Here is an 18444-nt window from a genome sequence, read left to right on the forward strand (position 1 = left end):
GGTAAAAAAGTGGTTTATTGCAAGCTCACACGATACTCCGACGGTGACACCTGATAATAATTACGAAAAGCCTTGCTAAAATAATTCTTGTCCTTGTAGCCAAGCATATCGGAAATCTCTTGAATTTTCAGGCTGGAATCGCCTAGCAGCTCCTTCGCCTTGTCCATTCTGACCTTCTGCACATATTCGTGAATGCCGTAACCAAACTGCTGCTTGAACAGCTTCATCAAGTATTCCCGACTTAAAAAATACGTTTCGGCAAAAAATGAAATTTTGATATCTTCAAAGTAATATCGGTCAATATGCCGTTTGATCTCCGTAATATCAAAGGGCTGACTCCCCCCTTGAGCATGCTGAACCCCGGCAATGTAAAGCTCCAGCATCCGATGCAGCCGCTGTCCATACTGGCCAAAGTCCGTAAAGTCCGCAGCAATATCGCCCTCAGCCACGCTTTTTCTCTGTTCCCCCGAAGCCCCCTCCGGCTCAGACACAGATGCAGATACATATATGAATGCACCCGGCTCCGTAGCCGCTTCTCTCAGTAAAAAATGAAACTCGCCCATCATCCGATCTGCATCCTGCAAACGAAAAGCAGAGCCAGATGCCAACTGCTTCAGCAGGTCGTTTAGCAGTACCTTCGCCCGATTCGCCTGGCCTGTCTGGGCATCCTTCTGGATCAACAGCAGCCGATCGGTCCACGACACTTCCTCTGGCATCATTTCCTGCCGGCGCACGGTATGGATGACCGATGTCCCTGTCAGCTTCAATACGTCCGTGCTGTGGATATGCGCCTTGGCATCCGTATAAGCAGCTGCCAGATCCAGTATGTCCGTACAAGGCTTACCCACCCCCGCAGCTACCACCATGCCAAACAATCCATGCAGATTCGTAACCGCCTTCTGTGTCACTTGTGCCAGCAGAAGAGGCATATGTTCTTCCTGCCCCGGAGACAATGTGCAAATCGAAACGACCTCGCGCTCCCGTCTCGGATGAGGAAAGCTAAAGCAGCTCAGTCGCTCATCCGAAGTCTGAGCCATGACGTTCGTCACGGCAAAATCCATCAGATCGGTCTCCCCGTGAAAACGTGTCATGCGAACCTCATCCCTGTTCAGCAACCGCAGCACGATCACCCCAAAGCGGTTCCCCGGTTGATCTGCACCGATCATGGGGAGTAACGACGCATTCGCCTGTCTCTTAAAGCTACCGTCCAGAATGGACAAATATAGCTTCTCCTTGAGCTTCGGCAGCGACATATTCAGCGTAATGTTCTGGCTAATGAATTTGCTTTCGCTTTGCTTGCGGCTTTCCAATATATCTACCGCTGTGCGCAGCGCCTGATTCAATTCCTGCCGATTGATCGGCTTGAGCAAATAATCTACCACTCGGGATTGAATGGCTTGCCGTGTAAACTCAAAATCGTCATAGCCGCTAATGACAATCGTCAGCAAATTAGGATACGCCTTCTCGATGGCACGAAGAAATTCGATACCGTTCAGCTCCGGCATTTTCATATCCACCATGACCACATCTATGGGGTGCCGTTCCAGCAGCTCCAGTCCAAGTCTGCCATTCGTCGCCTCAAACACCTGCCCGATGCCGAGGTTGTTCCAGTCTCCGACAATGCGAATAGCTTCGCGCAGCGGCTCCTCATCGTCAATGATCAATACGTTATACATGACTACTTCCTCCCTGGGGGATGCGCATTTGGATTTCTGTTCCCGTTTCATCCGTATGTATGGATAGTCCCGCCTGATCTCCATACAACAGCTTCAATCGTGTATTCAGATTTTTTAAGCCGATATGCTCACTCTCCCGTTCCTCCCATTTCTCTTCGAACGAATCCAGCACCTGTCTAAGCTTATCCTCCGAGATCCCCGGGCCGTTGTCCCGGACTGTAATCGTGGCATCTGTAGAGCTGGATTCGGCTGAAATGACAATCAGAATATCGCTTGATACCTTTTCCAGCGCATGCTTGATCGAATTTTCTACCAACGTTTGTACGGACAACCTCGGGATTCGCAGCTCCATCAGCGTGTCCTCCCACTCCAGCTCGATTCGCAGTCTTGTCCCGAACCTTGCCTTTTGCAATCCCATATACCGTTCAATATGCTGGAGTTCTTCGCGGGCAACCACGATATCCTTGCCGTTGATGGAATACCGCAGGGTTTGGGCCAACGCATCGACCATATCCGCCATATCGAACATCTCACGCTTTAATGCCTGTGTGGATATGGCTTGTAGCGCATTGTACAGAAAATGGGGATTAATTTCAGCCTCCAGCGCCTTGAGTATAGCGTTTTTCTCGACCAGCTTCATTCGGTAGCGCTCATTAATTAATTCTTCGGTTCTTTGGACCATTTCGTTAAAATGCAGCGACAAATACGCAATCTCGTCATGGCCCTTCACAAGGGCAGTTGCCCCGAAGTCCCCGGTACTAAACCGCTTCATCTGGGTGGACAGCTTGTGTAAGGGACTAGTAATGGCATTCGAGGTCAGCGTTACCAAAATAATAGACACCCCTAAAAACAAAATCCCGATCACGTAGCTCCAATTTCGTGTCGTCGTAGCCGCTTCGTAAATTTGACGGTATGGGATCGGCTTGACGAGCCGCCAGCCTTCTTTTTTCCCGGCATCATACACGACCAGATACTCCTGGCTGCCGCTACTGTCCGACCATGTTACTCGTCCGCTCCCTCCCTGTCCAATCTGTGCCAGCACCCCCGAGTCCCGCATTCGCTCGTATAACGGAAGGCTGTCCACGTAAAAGGGAATACGTTCAGGACTTAGCAGCATGAGATGGTCCCCTTTGCCGAGTGGAATGTTCTTCATGATATCGTCCACAGCGCTCGTATTGTAATAAAAGGACAACACCGCCTGCGGGTGACGAGATGCAATCGACCTCAGCACCCGATGGTACGCCATAAAGCTGGCCTGTGGTGCTACATACCCCATATCCGAGCGGGAACCCACAAAGGATTGAAACGATTCGTTGGCCGTGCTCGCCATCGCCTCCTTATACCAGGGCAGCTTGGGAATATCCGTGTTCATCCCTTGGCGCACCGTAATATTGTACGTCTCCCGGGTCACCACATAATATTGATGGCGATCTGCCACGTACAGATAAATAGCTTCCAGATCACTGCGGGAATAAAACATGCTGCGCAAGTAATTTTCAATGACCATTCGGGAAGCATAGTCCCGATTTTCATTCGCAATCGCGTTCATAATATCGTTATAACGAAGCTGCGGCAGGGCCAACTGCTGCATCCCCTCCAGATAATCCTCCAGGTTCTGATTAACCAGCAGCAGATTATTCGTTGTGCTGGCAATGCTATGATTCACCGATTCTCTTTCAATCATCTGATAGGAGATAATCGTCAGCGAGCCTACCACCAGAATGATCACCGAGGTAAAAAGCAAAATAAGCTTGTTCACCAATTTTTGCGTTATTCGTCTCCACATGGATCTGAGAACTGCACCTGCTCGTTCTGGTATCACGATAAAATCGCCCCTTTTGAAAGCGTACACATTTTTACCCTCAACTGTTTTCTTAAATCCATTGGTCCGGCCCCAGGGGCTATCCTATACTTTCATTATATCTCAAACGGCTTGGAACGAAAGATCGGAAAATGTTGAGAAAAAGAGGTGCGTTATGCTGAAAAAAAGGGGAAGCCGGGGCGATAAGGGCAGTAAATTGGAGTTTGGCTTGTTCACACTGCCCGTAATCCTGTGCATTACGATTGCATTTTATATTCCGTTTTTGATGACGATACGCTATTCCCTGACCAAGTGGAATGGAATATCCAAGCATCCGAAATTTGTAGGCCTGGATAATTTCAAACAAATCCTGCTCGGAGACGCCAACTTCGCCCATGCGGCCTGGTTTACGGTCAAATATGCGATTTTGTACATTGTGCTGGTTAACGTGCTGGCTATCTTGCTGGCACTCGTCCTCGACATGAAGCTGAAAAGCTCGGCTTGGCTGCGGGCGGCCTTTTTTATCCCTTATATCCTCAGTCTCGTGATTGTCGGATTTATCTGGAAGTTTATCTTTATGCAGGGCTTTGAGTCACTGGGAAACAGCACAGGCTGGGGCATCTTCCAGCTCAGTTGGCTGGGGCAAGAAGGGCTCGCGTTTATTTCCATTTTGGCGGTATCTATCTGGCAATCCATTGGCTTTTATATGGTCATTTACATTGCAGGCTTGCAGTCCGTACCGGAGGATCTGAAGGAAGCCGCTATTGTGGACGGAGCGGGGCCGATTCGGAGATTTTTCAGTATTACGCTGCCACTGCTGGCCCCTTCCATCACGATCTCGGTTTTCATGGCTCTGACCAACTCGATCAAGGTGTTCGACGTCATTCTATCCCTGACTGGCGGCGGGCCGGGAGGTACAACATACAGTATTGCGTATGATATTTATCGGGACACGTTCCAGAACAATCTGTACGGCTATGGAACAGCCAAAGCGTTATTATTATTCGTCGCAGTGCTGATCATTACGATCATCCAATTGTCTATTTTCAAACGCAGGGAGGTTGAAGCCTGATGCAACGCAGACGTATGGGACGTATTTTGCTGGAAGCGGGCATGATTGTATTATCGCTGTTATTTTTGTATCCGCTGTTTCTTGCCATTAACAATTCGTTCAAAAGCTTCGCTGAGGTCATGACCGACGTCATTGCGCTGCCCAAGCAGCTTTCGCTGGATAACTACGTATATGTATGGAAATTCATTAACTATCCACGCTTATTTCTGAATAACACGATCATTACCGTAGTCGGGCTAGCAGGTATCGTACTGGTATCCTCTATTGCCGCCTATAAGCTGGCACGGACCAAAAGCAAATGGAGTTCCGCAATCTACATGCTGTGCATTATGCCAATGTTAATCCCGTTTCAGTCCATTATGCTGACTGTCTTGCGACTCGCGAAAGACCTGCATCTGGCGGACAGTACCTGGGGACTTGGCCTGCTGTATTGGGGCTTCGGCGCACCGCTGGCGGTGTTTATCTACCACGGGTTTGTCAAAGGGATTCCCAACGAGATTGACGAAAGCGCCAAGATCGACGGAGCCTCAGGCTTCCGGCTTTTCTTTTCGGTGATTTTCCCCTTGCTAAAATCCGTCACCGCCACCATTGTGATCATCGACGTGATGTGGATTTGGAACGACTTTCTGCTGCCCCTGCTCATGGTTAACGGCTCACCCAGCACCAAAACGCTTACGCTGGCGGCCTATACCTTCGTCGGACAGTATACGTCAGACTGGCAGTATGCCATGACAGCAATGGTGATGGCTGTGCTGCCTTCCATCGTCGTATTTATTTTCCTGCAAAAATACATCGTCAAAGGTGTTGTCGCGGGAGCGGTCAAAGGCTGAGTACAAAGTGGCGATACCTGGCGAATTTAAAAAGCCGACGTATACGAGTATATGAAGCCAGATAGCCAAAAAGAGGACTTGCGTGTTGTTTGCGCAAGTCCTCTTGGTTTCAGTCTGGATGCCCGGAAGACTCTGTTATCTAACACTTCCCGCTAAGGAAGCGGGATGAATCGGTGTATCCGAAATTGAAATTCTATCCATAGATGTACGTCTGGTGGACGTGCCGCGCCCGCCATTCGTATCCTTTGGATGAGTCGAAGCCGAGGCCCTGTTCTCGTCTGCATCGTTTGTAATGCGGAAATGCTGTATTTCCGACATTAGCTGGGCAGCCATATGACGCAGCGAATCGGCAGAATCTGCGATGACCTTCATAGAAGCGAGCTGCTCCTCGCACACAGCCGCAGCCGACTCCGATTCCTCTGCAATCTCACTGGACAAGCCTACCAGCTTTTGCTCCGAGTCCAGCAGTTGCCCGGTAATGGCAGACAATTCTTCGGTCGCAGCCGACACCTCCTGCGTATGCTCAGCGACCGTTTGTACTGCTTCATGTACTTTGCTAAACGTCTGCCCGGTGCGATGAATCAGATCTGTTCCAGCCTCAACCTCGCTGGAGCCTTTCTGGATCGAGTCCACGGCCTGGTTCACTGTATCCGCCATGGCGTCCATAAAGACAGCAATCTGCTGGGATGCTTGACCTGTCTGTTCCGCCAGCTTCTTCACTTCACCCGCCACGACAGCAAAGCCCTTACCCGATTCCCCGGCTCTGGCCGCTTCAATGGAGGCGTTCAATGACAGCAAATTGGTTTGCTTGGCGATATCGCGAATGAACTGCGTTACACTTTGGATTCTCTTCGATTGCTCGCCCAAGTCCTGAATGACCTTGACCGAGTCCTTCATCGTATCCTGAATATGGCGCATCTGCATAACCGTTTCCTCCAGGTCTGCATTGCCGCGCTCTGTCTCGTGAATCGCCCGCTCGGACAGCTCTGCGGTAATGGATGCGGATTGGGCAATCTTTTGAACGCCTTCTGCGCTTTCCTTGACCGCCTGCTGGTTTTCACGATTTCGCTCAACCTGATTGCCCGCCGAATCATGGATTCCCTGTACCGTCTCCGCCATCTGCCGTGTACCTTCCGCCACCTGTCCGGAGCCATTGGACAGCTCACCCGAAGCCAGCGTAACTCCCTGTGCGTTTTGATAGATCACTTGCAGCAGCGAACGAAGCTGGCGTTTCATATCGTTAAAGCTCTGCGCCATTTCACCAATTTCATCTTTCTGCCGAATTTGAATATCCTCCTGTGTCAGATCCCCTTCTGCAATACGCCGCGCAGCTTGAGCCACCTGAACCACCGGACGGGCAATCATACGGGTGATTACATACGCCAATACGATCCCGATTACCAGTGCAAGCGCCATCGCAATGATAATCATCGTCTGTACATATTGAAGCTTCTCACCCTGCTCGACTTGGGATTGATTCAGTAGGTCCATCTGGTATTGCTCCATGACCTGTGACTGCTGCTCCAGTGCAAGTGCCATCGGCTTACATTTTTCCTCCACTAATCTCGTGTAGGTCGAGACATCCCCCTGCTGCTTATATGAGGTAATTTCCTTTACGATATCTGCATATTCAGCCTCCATCTGCTGGAGCTTTGCTGCCATTTGCTTGGGCTTGTCCAGTGCTGGCGTTGATTGCAGCTTCTTCATGGTCGTTGCAAAGGTTTCGCGTGCTTTCAGATAACTGTTCATTTCATCCTGATCGCCAGTCACCAGATACCCGCGAAAATACTTAGTCTGGCTCGCAGCATCATACTGCAATTCTTTAATAATCAAAATTTTATCGACTCTGTCATCAATCATGCTTTGATAAGATGTATGTAAAGACGAAGTAGCATACTCACCAATAACGCCCACAACCAATGTAAGCAATAATACGGCTGCAAAACTAATGGATAGTTTTTTACCAATCTTCATTCTAAAATATCTCCTTTGTATGGGACAATTTTCTTAGGTCTAATGAGTTATTATACGCCTATTTGTCATTTGAAGCAGTTAAATATAATTCGTAAGTTTCAATTATTGAAATACAACTTTTCAGGTATGATACGGCACCCAATAACATATAGATCACTTCCTTTTGTTCATTTTTTCTCCCCTTTCCTTACAGCCTCCCTTGACATTTCCCTTCATTAATGATTTACTGATTTTATTATTCGTAATTATTACGATTAAAAGAAACCGACAAGGATAGCATTGTAGCTTCCCTATCTGACATTGTAGCCACTACAACACAATCAGCATTTCATGAACACTTTCGAAGGGATGAGTGATTATGTTGGCAAACACTATGGAATTGGAAAAGAAAATACCGGTGACGGTACTTAGCGGGTACCTCGGTTCAGGCAAAACTACGCTGCTCAATCATGTGCTGAATAATCGGGATGGCTTGCGGGTAGCTGTCATTGTCAATGACATGAGCGAGGTGAACATTGATGCCGATCTCGTTCGGGACGGCGGAGGATTATCCCGCGTTAATGAGAAGCTGGTGGAAATGTCCAACGGCTGCATCTGCTGCACCCTGCGAGAAGACCTCTTAAAAGAGGTAGAGCGGCTGGCGCTGGATAAAAAGTTCGACTATATCCTTATTGAGTCCACAGGCATCGGCGAACCCATCCCGGTAGCCCAAACGTTCAGTTATGTAGATGAAGAAAACGACATCGACCTGACCAAGCTGACCCGGCTGGATACGATGGTTACTGTTGTGAATGCGCCGGAATTTTGGAAGGACTTCTACTCCAGAGATTCCCTCAAGGATCGCGGGCAGGAGGTTGCGGACGAAGATGCGCGCGGCATTGTTGATCTGCTGGTAGAGCAGGTGGAATTTTGTGATGTGCTGATTATTAACAAATGCGATCTGGTATCCCCCGAGGAGCTGGAGCGACTGGAAAAAGCGCTGCGCGGTATTCAACCGAACGCCAAAATCATTCGTTCCGAGTACGGTAAAGTGGACCCGAAGGAGATTTTGAACACGCATCGCTTCGACTTTGAAACAGCCAGCCAATCGGCAGGCTGGATCCAGGAGATGAACAAGGAAGAACACGTACCGGAGACAGAGGAATACGGTATTGCTTCGTTTGTGTACAAGCGCAAAATCCCGCTTCACCCGGAACGTTTGTTAAAATGGCTGGCCAAATGGCCTGCCGAGGTTGTCCGTTCCAAGGGATTGGTGTGGTTCGCTACGCAGAACCGTACCGCTTTTACATTCAGTCAGGCGGGCAGCTCCAAGCAATTTGCACGCGCAGGACTATGGGTATCTGTTTTGACCGAGGAAGAACGGCAATACTATCTCGGAGAAGATTTTGAGAAAACGCCAGACTGGGATGAAAAATACGGGGACCGGGTGACCAAGCTCGTATTTATCGGCATAGACATGAATCGGGAAGAAATCGAGCGTACGCTGGATGAGACGCTGCTGACTCCTGAAGAGATGGAGCAGGACTGGCGCAAGCTGCCTGACCCTTTTACCCAAAAAATATAACAGCTTCAGAGACACGCAAAGCGCCTAAAACGGGGAACAGCATTCCGTCTTAGGCGCTCTTCTATTCATCATGCTTTACCCACTGCGCGCTGCCCAGCGGCCAGAAAACCACATCCGCACGTCCAACAATATCTTTAATCGAAACAAAGCCAATCGCACGACTGTCTCTACTATTATTACGATGATCGCCCATGACAAAAATAGTACCTTCGGGAACCTTGGACTCGGTTATCGTTGCATTCGGAAAGTCCACATTGTTGTACAGCTCGCCCTTGGCATGTGCTTCTTGGACAGCTCCCTGAATGTATGACTCTTCCACCTTCTTACCATTCACGTAAAGATTGTCGCCTTGATATTTAATCGTGTCTCCTGCAACCCCAATAACACGCTTAATGAAGTCCCTTCCTTCCTTTCTCACATGGAATACAACGACCTCACTGGGCTTGGGATCACGAAAATCGTAAATCAGTTTATTCAAGACAACCCGTTCATTTGTTTTGAAATTCGGCTCCATGGATGCTCCCTCAACGACAGATGGCGCAAACAGCAACCCGTGCATAATGAACACGAGAACAACACCCACCGTAATCGCTTTAAGCCAATCCACGATCTCATTTTCAACTTGCGGCTGCTTGTCCGAAACTTTCCGTGTAGCTGGACTCGTCAAATGATTCCCGTTATCCATGCGTCAGACCCGCCTTTTCTCATAGATTCTATTCCTAATATGTGTATATTGTATAAGTGTAATCAATTTTTCCCAGCTTGGCAAAACCGTTTTTTAGTTGAAACAAAAGTGTGAACTTTTTTTCACAATCTTAAAATATCATCAAAAAACAGTTGATGCAAACGTTAACATATATTAAACTGAGCTTATACTTCTTAGAGCGTTTTAGACATATGCCAGTTAATCCGTCACCCAGGGAGGTGCCCTCGTTTCACATGAAAGACAGCATAAGTCGCTTTTATAGTGCTATCTTCTTTTAAAATAAAAGATGAAATAAGGAGGAATTTACATGTTTAAACGCAATGAACGTCCAAAAAACGGGTTTAACGCTCTGAGGCTCGGTGTTTCTTTTGTTTTCGCTTCTTCTTTTCTTATTGGAACCGCTTACGCAGATACGTCATCCAATGCTCCTTCTTCTTCCCTTTCAGAAGAGGCTGCCAGTGCAACGGATTCATCTGCTATCTCCACCACACTGGCGGCAGGCGACTTGTATGTAGCGCCAAATGGTAACGTGTCCAATCCAGGCACCATATCCAGTCCTACTACTCTTGAAGCGGCACTTGCACAAATTGCTCCTGGTAAAACCATTTACCTGCGCGGAGGCAACTACGCCTATTCCTCAACGATTACCGTTCAGCATGGAAATAATGGCAGCAATGGCTCCCTCAAAGGGTTGGTTGCTTACGGCAGTGAAAAGCCTGTACTTGATTTTTCGGGTCAAGCCTTTGGCTCCGCTAACCGTGGACTCCAGCTTTTCGGAGACTATTGGCTGGTAAAAGGCCTTGAAGTAAAGGGTGCCGGGGATAACGGTATCTATATCGGCGGCAGCAACAACCGGATTGAAAACGTGGAAACTCACCATAACCGGGACACCGGTCTTCAACTCGGACGCTATTCCACTACAGCCGCTAACAGTGAATGGCCTTCGAACAACCTAATCTTGAACTCCTACTCTCATGATAATGCTGATCCTGACAACGGTGAGGATGCCGACGGATTTGCCGCCAAGCTGACCGTAGGACCAGGGAATGTGTTCGATAACTGCCTGGCTGCTTACAACGTAGACGATGGCTGGGATTTGTACACCAAAACGGAAACGGGTCCTATCGGAGCGGTAACGATCTTGAACAGTGTCGCCCACCACAACGGACAGACTTCTGACGGAACGTCTACCGCTAACAGTGACGGCAATGGTTTTAAGCTGGGCGGGGACAAAATCAAGGTCAACCATATCGTGAAAAACAGCATTGCCTTTCAGAACAAAAAGCATGGCTTTACCTACAATAGCAACCCCGGCTCCATTACCCTGACTAATAATACCTCATGGAGCAATGGCGAAAGCAATTTTGCTTTTGACAAAGGGGAACACGTGTTCGTTAACAATCTTTCCTTTGAAGGAACAGCCAGTGACAAGACCAGTGGAACCGATCAGGACAATTCTAATGTCTGGTGGAAAAGCAAAAAAAGCACCAATGCCAAAGGTCTTCTCGCCAGCGCCGCTGACTTTGTCAGTCTCGTTCCTTCCGTTACTAGAAGTGCAGACGGTTCCATCCAGCTAGGTAACTTCCTCAAGCTGGCTTCAGGAAGCGATCTGATCGGCTCGGGCACTCCGAGCGGCAACAATATAGGGGCACGTTAAAAGCCCCACCCAATCAGGACGCCCTGGCCCATCTACCAACATAGACATACTGCATAATATAGCGACCGGTGATAGTCCTCATAACCAGACAAAATATGAGGTGAACAGATCATGGAACGAAAAATCACAATGAAACATACACTCGCCTATGGAAGCGGCAACATGCTGGGAAGCGGTGCACTTGCTATTAGTGGCGCATGGTTAATGTACTTTTATACAACCTTTTGCGGACTGTCTCCCGTTCAGGCCGCAGCCATTTTCTCCGTTGCCAGCATCATCGATGCAGTCAGCAATCCGATCATGGGCTTTATTAGCGACAACTTTCATCGAACCCGCCTGGGCCGTAAATTCGGCAGACGCCGTTTTTTCATTATGATGGGTATTCCACTGATGCTCGTGTATCCGTTGCTTTGGGTAGATGGGTTGGGTTTCTGGTATTACCTAAGTACGTACGTGCTGTTTGAACTGGTGTATACCTCTGTTATGGTGCCCTATGAAGCACTCGCCTCAGAGATGACCCGGGACTTCGGCGCGCGCTCCAGATTGACTGGATGGAAGGCCATGTTCGGTAAAATTGCCAATTTTGCCGCCGCTTTTATCCCTGGTCGCTTTATCGCTGAGTATGGCAAAGACTCTCCATTGCCCTTCTTTTATACCGGACTCGTGTTTGCAGGTATCTTGCTCATTGCGATGGCATTTTTGTACAAAAATTCTTGGGAACGGCCTACGGAGGAACTGCAAAAGGAACTGGAAGGTGAGGCTCCGCTTTCCTTTATAGATTCCATGAAAAAGCTGTTTATTGACATTTCCTCTACCTTCCGGGTGAAGACGTTCCGTCATCATCTGGGCATGTATCTGGGCGGCTTTTCAGCCGAGTGGCTGTTCACTTCTGCCTTTACGTACTTTATTGTGTTTTCCCTGTTCCAAAGCTCGGAGATGGTATCTAATCTGAATAGCTTTAACTCTGTCATTCAATTAATTTCCACCTATTTCTTCATCCAGTTCTGTGTGCGCAAAGGGTTCCGTATGCCTTTTATCGCCGCACTCGTCGTCGTTTGCTTTAGCGTAGCGGGTTATGGCCTGCTCTATATAACGGGAGCCTCCAATACGATGGTATGGCTATATGTCATCACACTGTTTATGGGTCTTGGTACAGGCGGGGTCTACTATATTCCCTGGAATCAATATACGTTCCTTGCTGATGTAGATGAGGCACTGACTGGTCGTCGCCGGGAAGGAATTTATGCAGGTATGATGACTTTCGCAGGTAAAATGGTTCGAGCCGTCGTCGTCTTCATACTTGGCTGGGTGTTACAGCATTTCGGATTCGTATCCGGGGCTGATAGTCAGCCGGTCGCAGCTCAGCATGCTATATTTTACGTGCTCGTCGTTGGAACCATCGTTTTGGCGATCATCGGTATGATCGCGTCTGTCGTGATGAAGCTGGATATCGACAGCCACAAGAAGCTGATTACCGAAATTGATCGTCTCAAAAACGGCGGCTCCATGAAGTCAGCCAAACCGGAAGCTCGAAAGGTATTCGAGGATCTGACAGGTTTTAATTACGATCGGTGCTGGGGCAACAATAATGTAGGTTTCAAGAACAAACCTGCTGACCCTAAATCACATACGCCTTCCATGTAAGCACAAACAACGATTACCAATCAAATATTTACCAAAGAGGTGACTGTATCATGGCAAATCCAACATCACAACCAACATCTCCATCCAAAAAAACAGAGCCTTGGTCTGTACGAATGAGCGACTCTGTACTTAAACGAAGTCCGGAATTTTATGAAAAATGGGAATATGACCACGGCGTCATTTACAAAGGCTTGGAAGCGGTCGGTGAACTGACAGGCGATCCCAAGTATATGGAATATGTGAAAAAACAAATGGATCATTTTGTTGACGAAAAAGGGGTTATTCAGCGCTATAAAGTGGATGAATACAATATTGACCACGTGAACAATGGCAAGCTGTTATTCCCGCTGTATCATGCCACAGGAGATGAACGTTATAAAAAGGCGGCTGCCCATCTGCGCAGTCAGTTGGAGAAGCACCCTCGTACGCATGAAGGCGCATTCTGGCATAAGCAAATTTATCCATATCAAATTTGGCTGGACGGCTTGTATATGGGTGCCCCGTTTTATGCGGAATTCATCCGCGAATTCGGAGATTCGTCTGAATTCAGCGATGTGACCCTGCAGTTCAAGCTCTGCTACAAGCATACACGTGATCCTGAAACGGGCTTGCTCTACCACGCTTGGGATGAAAAACGTGAACAGCCTTGGTGCAATCCGCAGTCAGGCTGTTCCAAGAACTTCTGGGGACGCTCCATCGGCTGGTTCGTCATGGCGCTTGTTGATGTGCTGGACTATATACCGGAAGATCACGCCGACCGTTCCGAACTGCTAAGTATGCTGACGGAAACACTGGAAGCCCTGCTGGAAGTACGCGATGAGGAAAGCGGAGTCTTTTATCAGGTGCTCAATCTGGGCCATCTGAAGGGGAACTATCTGGAAGCCTCCGCTTCCTGCATGATTCTCTATGCGATCGCCAAAGGCGTACGCAAAGGTTATCTGCCAGAGCATTATCGTCAAGAGGCAGAAATCATCCGTAAAGGTATTATTGATGAATTTATCACGATTACCGAAGAAGGACTCGTGAATCTGAATAAAACGGTGCAAGTAAGCGGTTTGGGCGGTAAAGATCGTCGGGACGGCACCTTCGCTTACTATATCAGCGAGCCGATTGTGACGAACGATCCCAAAGGTATCGGAGCCTTCATTCAGGCGATGGCTGAAGCGGAACGGCTCTAAAGCGGACGAAATGTAATCTTCTACAATAGAAAAGGACGGGGCCAATGGCCCTCGTCCTTTTCTTGTTATCTATCATTTTTTCTTTGAAATCTAAAGTTTTCAGCTTTTCAAGTAACGCTTGAGTTCTTCATAGAAATTTTCCCTGGAACCGGCCAATATGACTACAATGAGTTCGCCTTCCTCATTTTCTTCTAGCCGATACGCAATTTCATAATTGGTACCTTTATAAAATACATTGTAGCCAAGAGTTCCGCTTAGATCACCTGTTTTGTGCTCTCCAATGGAGGGATCAAGTCGTATGGCTGTAATAGCATCCAGGTAGGCTGACTTTAACGGTCTTTCAGAAAGCTTTTTAAAATATCGTTTTGCAGGACCTAAGTATGTGACTGGAAGCATTTAATCCTCCACCACATCGCCAAATAGTTCATCCGTATCATCATCGCCAGATTTAAAATTACGGGCAGCCTCTCCGGATTCAGCAATTAATGACTTTACAGCCCCGTGAAGCTCAGCCTGTCTTTCACGGAATTTTTGAAGCAGTTCCTGATCCTTGTACCCTTCCTTAATGAGATCAGCTAAGATAAGATCAGAAAAATTGTCATTCGCAGTATTTTCACGTACAGGACGAATAATGATGTTATTTCCTTTGATCCCGAATTCCACTTCATCCTTAATTCCAGCCTGTTCATACAGTTTTTGAGGTATTGTGACTTGGCGTTTTTGCGAGACACGCGCACGTTTCCATTCCACTCGTTCCACCGCCTCATTAGCTATTACCATAGTATACTCCCCCTTTTCCACCCATTCTATTCCGAGAAACAATTTTTCTTTGTTTCTTTACTTCTCTAATTATAGTATAAGTAGTTTTCGAAAAGGAAGCAACCTAAACATATATTCACTTCATAATCTTAAATTCATATCCCTGTTTTTTCAAATATTCTATGATGACTGGTAAAGCCTTTGCAGTTTCTTCCTTGCCATAGGTATCATGCATTAAGATCACGGCTTTTTCTCGACCCTTTACAGACTTCATGAATTGGTTTATGAGTCCGGCCGCTTTTTTGTGTCGTCCCTCTGCATCTTTAGTTAATACATTCCAATCCACTTGGTGGTAATCCTTCTTAAGTAAAGCTGCATCTAATGCGGCCATACCTTTTGGATCTTTTTTCTTCCACGTCATGTGGCCTCCCGGGAATCGAATCATTCTTGTCGAGAAGTCCGGTCCCAGAATGCTTTTTAATACCTGATTGTTCTTTTCAATATCCTTCATAACGTTGTCCGTACTTACAGCCTTGTGGGGATATAGATACTTATAGTTATGTGAATACGTATGGTTTCCTATAGCGTGACCTTCTGCAACAATTCTTTTGATGATATTCTTCGTATGTTCATTATCATCGGCTTCCTTTCCTACGACAAAAAAGGTCGCCTTAACCTTCTGTTTTTTCAGAATATCTAATATTTCAGGTGTTACCGTCACGGATGGCCCATCATCAAAAGATAAATAAGCTACTTTTTTACCGTCGGCTCCATCAGGCTTCTGCCCCAGCATTTGTTGGTTTAAATATTTCTCAACAAAGGCACCATCTTCAACTCCGGCATCGTCTTTTTGTGAAGCAACTTTACCATTCGATTCGGCATTTGCTTTACCTTTTGATTTGTCATTGGATACGGCATCTGTTTTTTTTACTTGCTCCAGTGTTTGGGCTGGTGGTTTGCTATCTGAAACCTTTAGCACAATGAGCGTAATACAGCCGATCACGAATAATAAAATAGCAATGAATATGATTCTTCTTTTGTTCCTCTTCAAGCGATGCTCTCTTGTCCTGCTATGTGTGTAACTCTTTTCCATTAGCTTATGTACCCCCACCACAATTAATATTTCCCGAAATCAGGCATGTTCGTCTAGGTAACCTTACCATAAATAAGTAGAATGAAAATTGAAAAATTGTAGCCAAATAGCAAAGAGTTGTTACCCTTCAGGCTTCAAAAATCACAAGTGGAATTCCCTGAAAATTGTCATATTCCGTCGATCCTTGTCACACCAACGAAAACCCGCTTCACTACCCGATTTCTAAAATTAGAATAGTTATGACGAAAATATAAATAACAATTCATATTTAAGATAGAGGAAACCAACTGAAATAGCTCAATAAAATAAAAAGGAGCCGTGATATTTGCGCATCACAGCTACTTGACAACGATTGCTATTTAAGATTGCTTTGTCAAAACCTGAGCCAACAAAGATGCATAGGCTTTGGCGCCTTTGGGCTTCAAATGAACTCCGTCGGGTTCAAAATACGAGTTTTTGCCAGAGCTGGCTCCGTACCAGTCGATCATCGTAATCCGTTCATCCTGGGCTGCCGCTTCGGCAAGATGCCTGTTCACGATGCTCTCCCACGGACGTGGGACACGAGTATTCACGAGGATAATACGCTTCGCATCCTTCAGACTGCCGAGCAAATCGGTCAATTGGCCCTTGGTAAAGGCACCGTTTGTGCCCAGCTCAATAATGACTGTCTTCCCTAGCTGTCCGTTCTGCCTCAACTGCTCCAGCACGGCAGGCGCTTCCGCCATCTGCCGACCGATCCGTCCGTCTACAACCGCGTCTGGAAAAGCTTGCTGAATGTATGCCTGCACATCCAGCATGACAGAATCGCCAATTGCGGTCACACCTGCGCCAACATCTGCACTAGGCGTTGCCTGTTGCTGTTGGGTCGAAGTATCCGACTGAACCTTAGCCCCATCCGTAGTGCCAGCCTTAGTCTCCGCATTCTTTGGCGCTTGGGTTTGAGCTTGGACCTTAACTGCGTCCTGCACCTTGCTGCCCCCGGATACTTGTGGTTTGGCTTTCGGCTCCTTCGAAGCCACGGATACAGTTCCGTGAAGCGGCGGCACTGTCTTCCCGCTTAGAATCCCATCGTTCGCCGCTGCCTGCGTGATTACGCCAGTAGGCGTCACGTAGAGGTGAATGGTGCCCACAAAAACTCCTATAAAAAGCACAGATGCTGCGGTTGCAGGCATCCATCTCCAGCGTGCCTGTCTGCGAACCGCTGTACGGATGCCCGCGATCCAGTGGCGAAACCCTCCGTGCCGGATCGGCTCCTCGATATATTTATATGAGAGAGACGCAAGTAATATGGTTGCTAACAGTTGTAAAATGATTCGCAGCACATGCACACCCTCGGTATCCACCTGCGGTGTCGCCAGGGTGATAACCGGAACATGCCACAGATATAGCCCGTAGGAACGTGCGCCGATCCAGCGCAGCGGCTTGAGTCCAAGCAGCTTTCCGAGATGGCTCACCGGATGTGCTAACGCTGCGACCACAATAGCAGTGACCAAAGCTATGCCCAGCAAGCCCCCCCGATACAAAGACGGGTCATATTCATTCGAGGCCCATGCCCAGTGACACAGCAGCAGCAAGCTTACAGCCCCAATACCATCCAGGAACAAGCGCGCCTTGGCAGACGCTTGCCCTTTCAGCTTGCCGCTCGGCCATACCAAAGCCAGCGCCGCACCGATCAGCAGGGCGAATCCGCGTGTATCCGTGCCATAATACACCCGGCTGGGATCAGTTCCGGGCACGTAAATTACTGCCATCAGCAGCGCAGAGATCAACGCCAGGCAAGTTACCCAGCCTGCGAGCACAATACGCTTGGGCATATATTTCAGCCCAAGCGCCAGCATTAACGGCCACAGGATATAGAATTGTTCCTCCACCGCCAGCGACCACAGATGTCCGAGCGGCGAAGGTGGTCCAAAGCTTTCAAAATACGATACCTGATGAAAAATAAACCACCAGTTACTCATATATACCAATGCAGCAGGTACATCTCCACGCAAGGCCGTGAGCCGTGACGGATCGAAAAGCAACGAGCACAGGACAATGACGGCTACAACCGTCAGCATGGCAGGCAGCAGCCTTCTGGCCCGACGCAACCAGAAATCTTTCATTTTAAAACTATGATATGTATCCCACTGACTTACCAGAATATCCGTGATTAAATACCCCGATAACGTAAAAAAAACGCCTACACCCAACAAGCCTCCCGGCAACCAATCCGGATTCAGATGATACACAATGACTGCGATGACCGCCAGCGCTCTTAACCCGTCCAGTCCCGGCATATAACGACGTTGTGATGGCAACGGATTAGACTTCATTTCAGCCGCCATCCTTCATGCAAATTCAAGCTCCCTGTCTGTTTCAATGCTCTTCTGCCCTTTCCCTCTCCTGCACATCGTTTTGGTTCGATGCCCTGTAGCCTTTTCGTTCATTATATAAAACTTCATATTCGTAATGATTTCAATGAAGTTAAAATTAATGACAATGTTTTTA

14 protein-coding genes are annotated in these 18444 nt (G+C 47.8%); 6 read left to right on the forward strand and 8 right to left on the reverse strand.

Annotated elements, in window-relative coordinates; translation table 11 throughout:
- Window positions 1–14 precede the first annotated feature (14 nt).
- On the reverse strand, window positions 15–1676 hold the full coding sequence (locus tag ABIA61_RS15620; RefSeq protein WP_404520481.1) for a response regulator: 1662 nt from the start codon (window positions 1674–1676) through the stop codon (window positions 15–17).
- A complete protein-coding gene (locus ABIA61_RS15625; protein WP_404520646.1) occupies window positions 1669–3462 on the reverse strand; it encodes a cache domain-containing sensor histidine kinase in 1794 nt (597 codons plus the stop codon). The genes ABIA61_RS15620 and ABIA61_RS15625 overlap by 8 nt, the downstream gene beginning before the upstream one ends.
- Window positions 3463–3652: 190 nt before the next feature.
- Between ABIA61_RS15625 and ABIA61_RS15630 the strand changes: the two genes are divergently transcribed.
- Window positions 3653–4549, forward strand: a complete 897-nt coding sequence (locus ABIA61_RS15630; protein WP_082067081.1) for a carbohydrate ABC transporter permease — start codon at window positions 3653–3655, stop codon at window positions 4547–4549.
- Complete coding sequence (locus ABIA61_RS15635) at window positions 4549–5379, forward strand: carbohydrate ABC transporter permease (protein WP_192511029.1); 831 nt, start codon at window positions 4549–4551, stop codon at window positions 5377–5379. The genes ABIA61_RS15630 and ABIA61_RS15635 overlap by 1 nt, the downstream gene beginning before the upstream one ends.
- 135 nt (window positions 5380–5514) lie before the next feature.
- On the opposite strand, the gene ABIA61_RS15640 is transcribed toward ABIA61_RS15635, so the two are convergent.
- Window positions 5515–7353 (reverse strand): methyl-accepting chemotaxis protein, encoded by a 1839-nt coding sequence (locus ABIA61_RS15640; RefSeq protein WP_283653810.1) that lies wholly within the window; start codon window positions 7351–7353, stop codon window positions 5515–5517.
- A 361-nt stretch (window positions 7354–7714) separates the two neighbouring features.
- Between ABIA61_RS15640 and ABIA61_RS15645 the strand changes: the two genes are divergently transcribed.
- Entirely contained in the window at window positions 7715–8917 is a 1203-nt protein-coding gene (locus ABIA61_RS15645) for a GTP-binding protein (protein WP_283656344.1), read from the forward strand.
- Window positions 8918–8978: 61 nt separating this feature from the next.
- Here the strand turns inward: ABIA61_RS15645 and lepB are convergent, their stop codons facing one another.
- Window positions 8979–9602: a signal peptidase I gene (lepB, locus tag ABIA61_RS15650; protein ID WP_283653811.1), complete on the reverse strand. Its 624-nt coding sequence runs from the start codon at window positions 9600–9602 to the stop codon at window positions 8979–8981.
- 328 nt (window positions 9603–9930) lie between these two features.
- Here lepB and ABIA61_RS15655 point away from each other — a divergent pair, with 328 nt between their 5' ends.
- The 3 genes from ABIA61_RS15655 (at window position 9931) to ABIA61_RS15665 (ending at window position 14102) form a co-directional block, all read left to right on the forward strand.
- Window positions 9931–11280: a right-handed parallel beta-helix repeat-containing protein gene (locus tag ABIA61_RS15655; protein ID WP_283653812.1), complete on the forward strand. Its 1350-nt coding sequence runs from the start codon at window positions 9931–9933 to the stop codon at window positions 11278–11280.
- A 111-nt stretch (window positions 11281–11391) separates the two neighbouring features.
- On the forward strand, window positions 11392–12924 hold the full coding sequence (locus ABIA61_RS15660) for an MFS transporter (protein ID WP_283653813.1): 1533 nt from the start codon (window positions 11392–11394) through the stop codon (window positions 12922–12924).
- Between the two features lie 50 nt (window positions 12925–12974).
- The gene (locus tag ABIA61_RS15665) at window positions 12975–14102 is read left to right on the forward strand and encodes a glycoside hydrolase family 88/105 protein (protein ID WP_283653814.1); all 1128 of its coding nucleotides are present in this window, start codon (window positions 12975–12977) and stop codon (window positions 14100–14102) included.
- Window positions 14103–14201: 99 nt separating this feature from the next.
- Here ABIA61_RS15665 and ABIA61_RS15670 read toward each other — a convergent pair whose 3' ends face one another.
- The 4 genes from ABIA61_RS15670 to ABIA61_RS15685 form a co-directional block, all read right to left on the reverse strand.
- Entirely contained in the window at window positions 14202–14498 is a 297-nt protein-coding gene (locus tag ABIA61_RS15670; RefSeq protein WP_044644232.1) for a type II toxin-antitoxin system RelE/ParE family toxin, read from the reverse strand.
- Window positions 14499–14882, reverse strand: coding sequence for an AbrB/MazE/SpoVT family DNA-binding domain-containing protein (locus ABIA61_RS15675; protein ID WP_044644231.1), 384 nt, complete (start codon window positions 14880–14882; stop codon window positions 14499–14501).
- 115 nt (window positions 14883–14997) lie between these two features.
- The gene (locus tag ABIA61_RS15680) at window positions 14998–15954 is read right to left on the reverse strand and encodes a polysaccharide deacetylase family protein (protein WP_404520487.1); all 957 of its coding nucleotides are present in this window, start codon (window positions 15952–15954) and stop codon (window positions 14998–15000) included.
- A gap of 359 nt (window positions 15955–16313) precedes the next feature.
- Window positions 16314–18269, reverse strand: coding sequence for an acyltransferase family protein (locus tag ABIA61_RS15685; protein ID WP_404580978.1), 1956 nt, complete (start codon window positions 18267–18269; stop codon window positions 16314–16316).
- Window positions 18270–18444 lie beyond the last annotated feature (175 nt).

Origin of the sequence: Paenibacillus sp. RC21, from assembly GCF_044907935.1 — a bacterium.
In the GTDB taxonomy this organism is placed as follows: domain Bacteria; phylum Bacillota; class Bacilli; order Paenibacillales; family Paenibacillaceae; genus Paenibacillus; species Paenibacillus terrae_A.

Bases quoted from the DNA above. Each gene is read 5' to 3' on its own strand.
- ABIA61_RS15620 (WP_404520481.1), bottom strand. From the start codon at position 1,676: ATGTATAACGTATTGATCATTGACGATGAGGAGCCGCTGCGCGAAGCT.
- ABIA61_RS15625 (WP_404520646.1), bottom strand. From the start codon at position 3,462: ATGTGGAGACGAATAACGCAAAAATTGGTGAACAAGCTTATTTTGCTT.
- ABIA61_RS15630 (WP_082067081.1), top strand. From the start codon at position 3,653: ATGCTGAAAAAAAGGGGAAGCCGGGGCGATAAGGGCAGTAAATTGGAG.
- ABIA61_RS15635 (WP_192511029.1), top strand. From the start codon at position 4,549: ATGCAACGCAGACGTATGGGACGTATTTTGCTGGAAGCGGGCATGATT.
- ABIA61_RS15640 (WP_283653810.1), bottom strand. From the start codon at position 7,353: ATGAAGATTGGTAAAAAACTATCCATTAGTTTTGCAGCCGTATTATTG.
- lepB (WP_283653811.1), bottom strand. From the start codon at position 9,602: ATGGATAACGGGAATCATTTGACGAGTCCAGCTACACGGAAAGTTTCG.
- ABIA61_RS15655 (WP_283653812.1), top strand. From the start codon at position 9,931: ATGTTTAAACGCAATGAACGTCCAAAAAACGGGTTTAACGCTCTGAGG.
- ABIA61_RS15660 (WP_283653813.1), top strand. From the start codon at position 11,392: ATGGAACGAAAAATCACAATGAAACATACACTCGCCTATGGAAGCGGC.
- ABIA61_RS15665 (WP_283653814.1), top strand. From the start codon at position 12,975: ATGGCAAATCCAACATCACAACCAACATCTCCATCCAAAAAAACAGAG.
- ABIA61_RS15670 (WP_044644232.1), bottom strand. From the start codon at position 14,498: ATGCTTCCAGTCACATACTTAGGTCCTGCAAAACGATATTTTAAAAAG.
- ABIA61_RS15675 (WP_044644231.1), bottom strand. From the start codon at position 14,882: ATGGTAATAGCTAATGAGGCGGTGGAACGAGTGGAATGGAAACGTGCG.
- ABIA61_RS15680 (WP_404520487.1), bottom strand. From the start codon at position 15,954: ATGGAAAAGAGTTACACACATAGCAGGACAAGAGAGCATCGCTTGAAG.
- ABIA61_RS15685 (WP_404580978.1), bottom strand. From the start codon at position 18,269: ATGAAGTCTAATCCGTTGCCATCACAACGTCGTTATATGCCGGGACTG.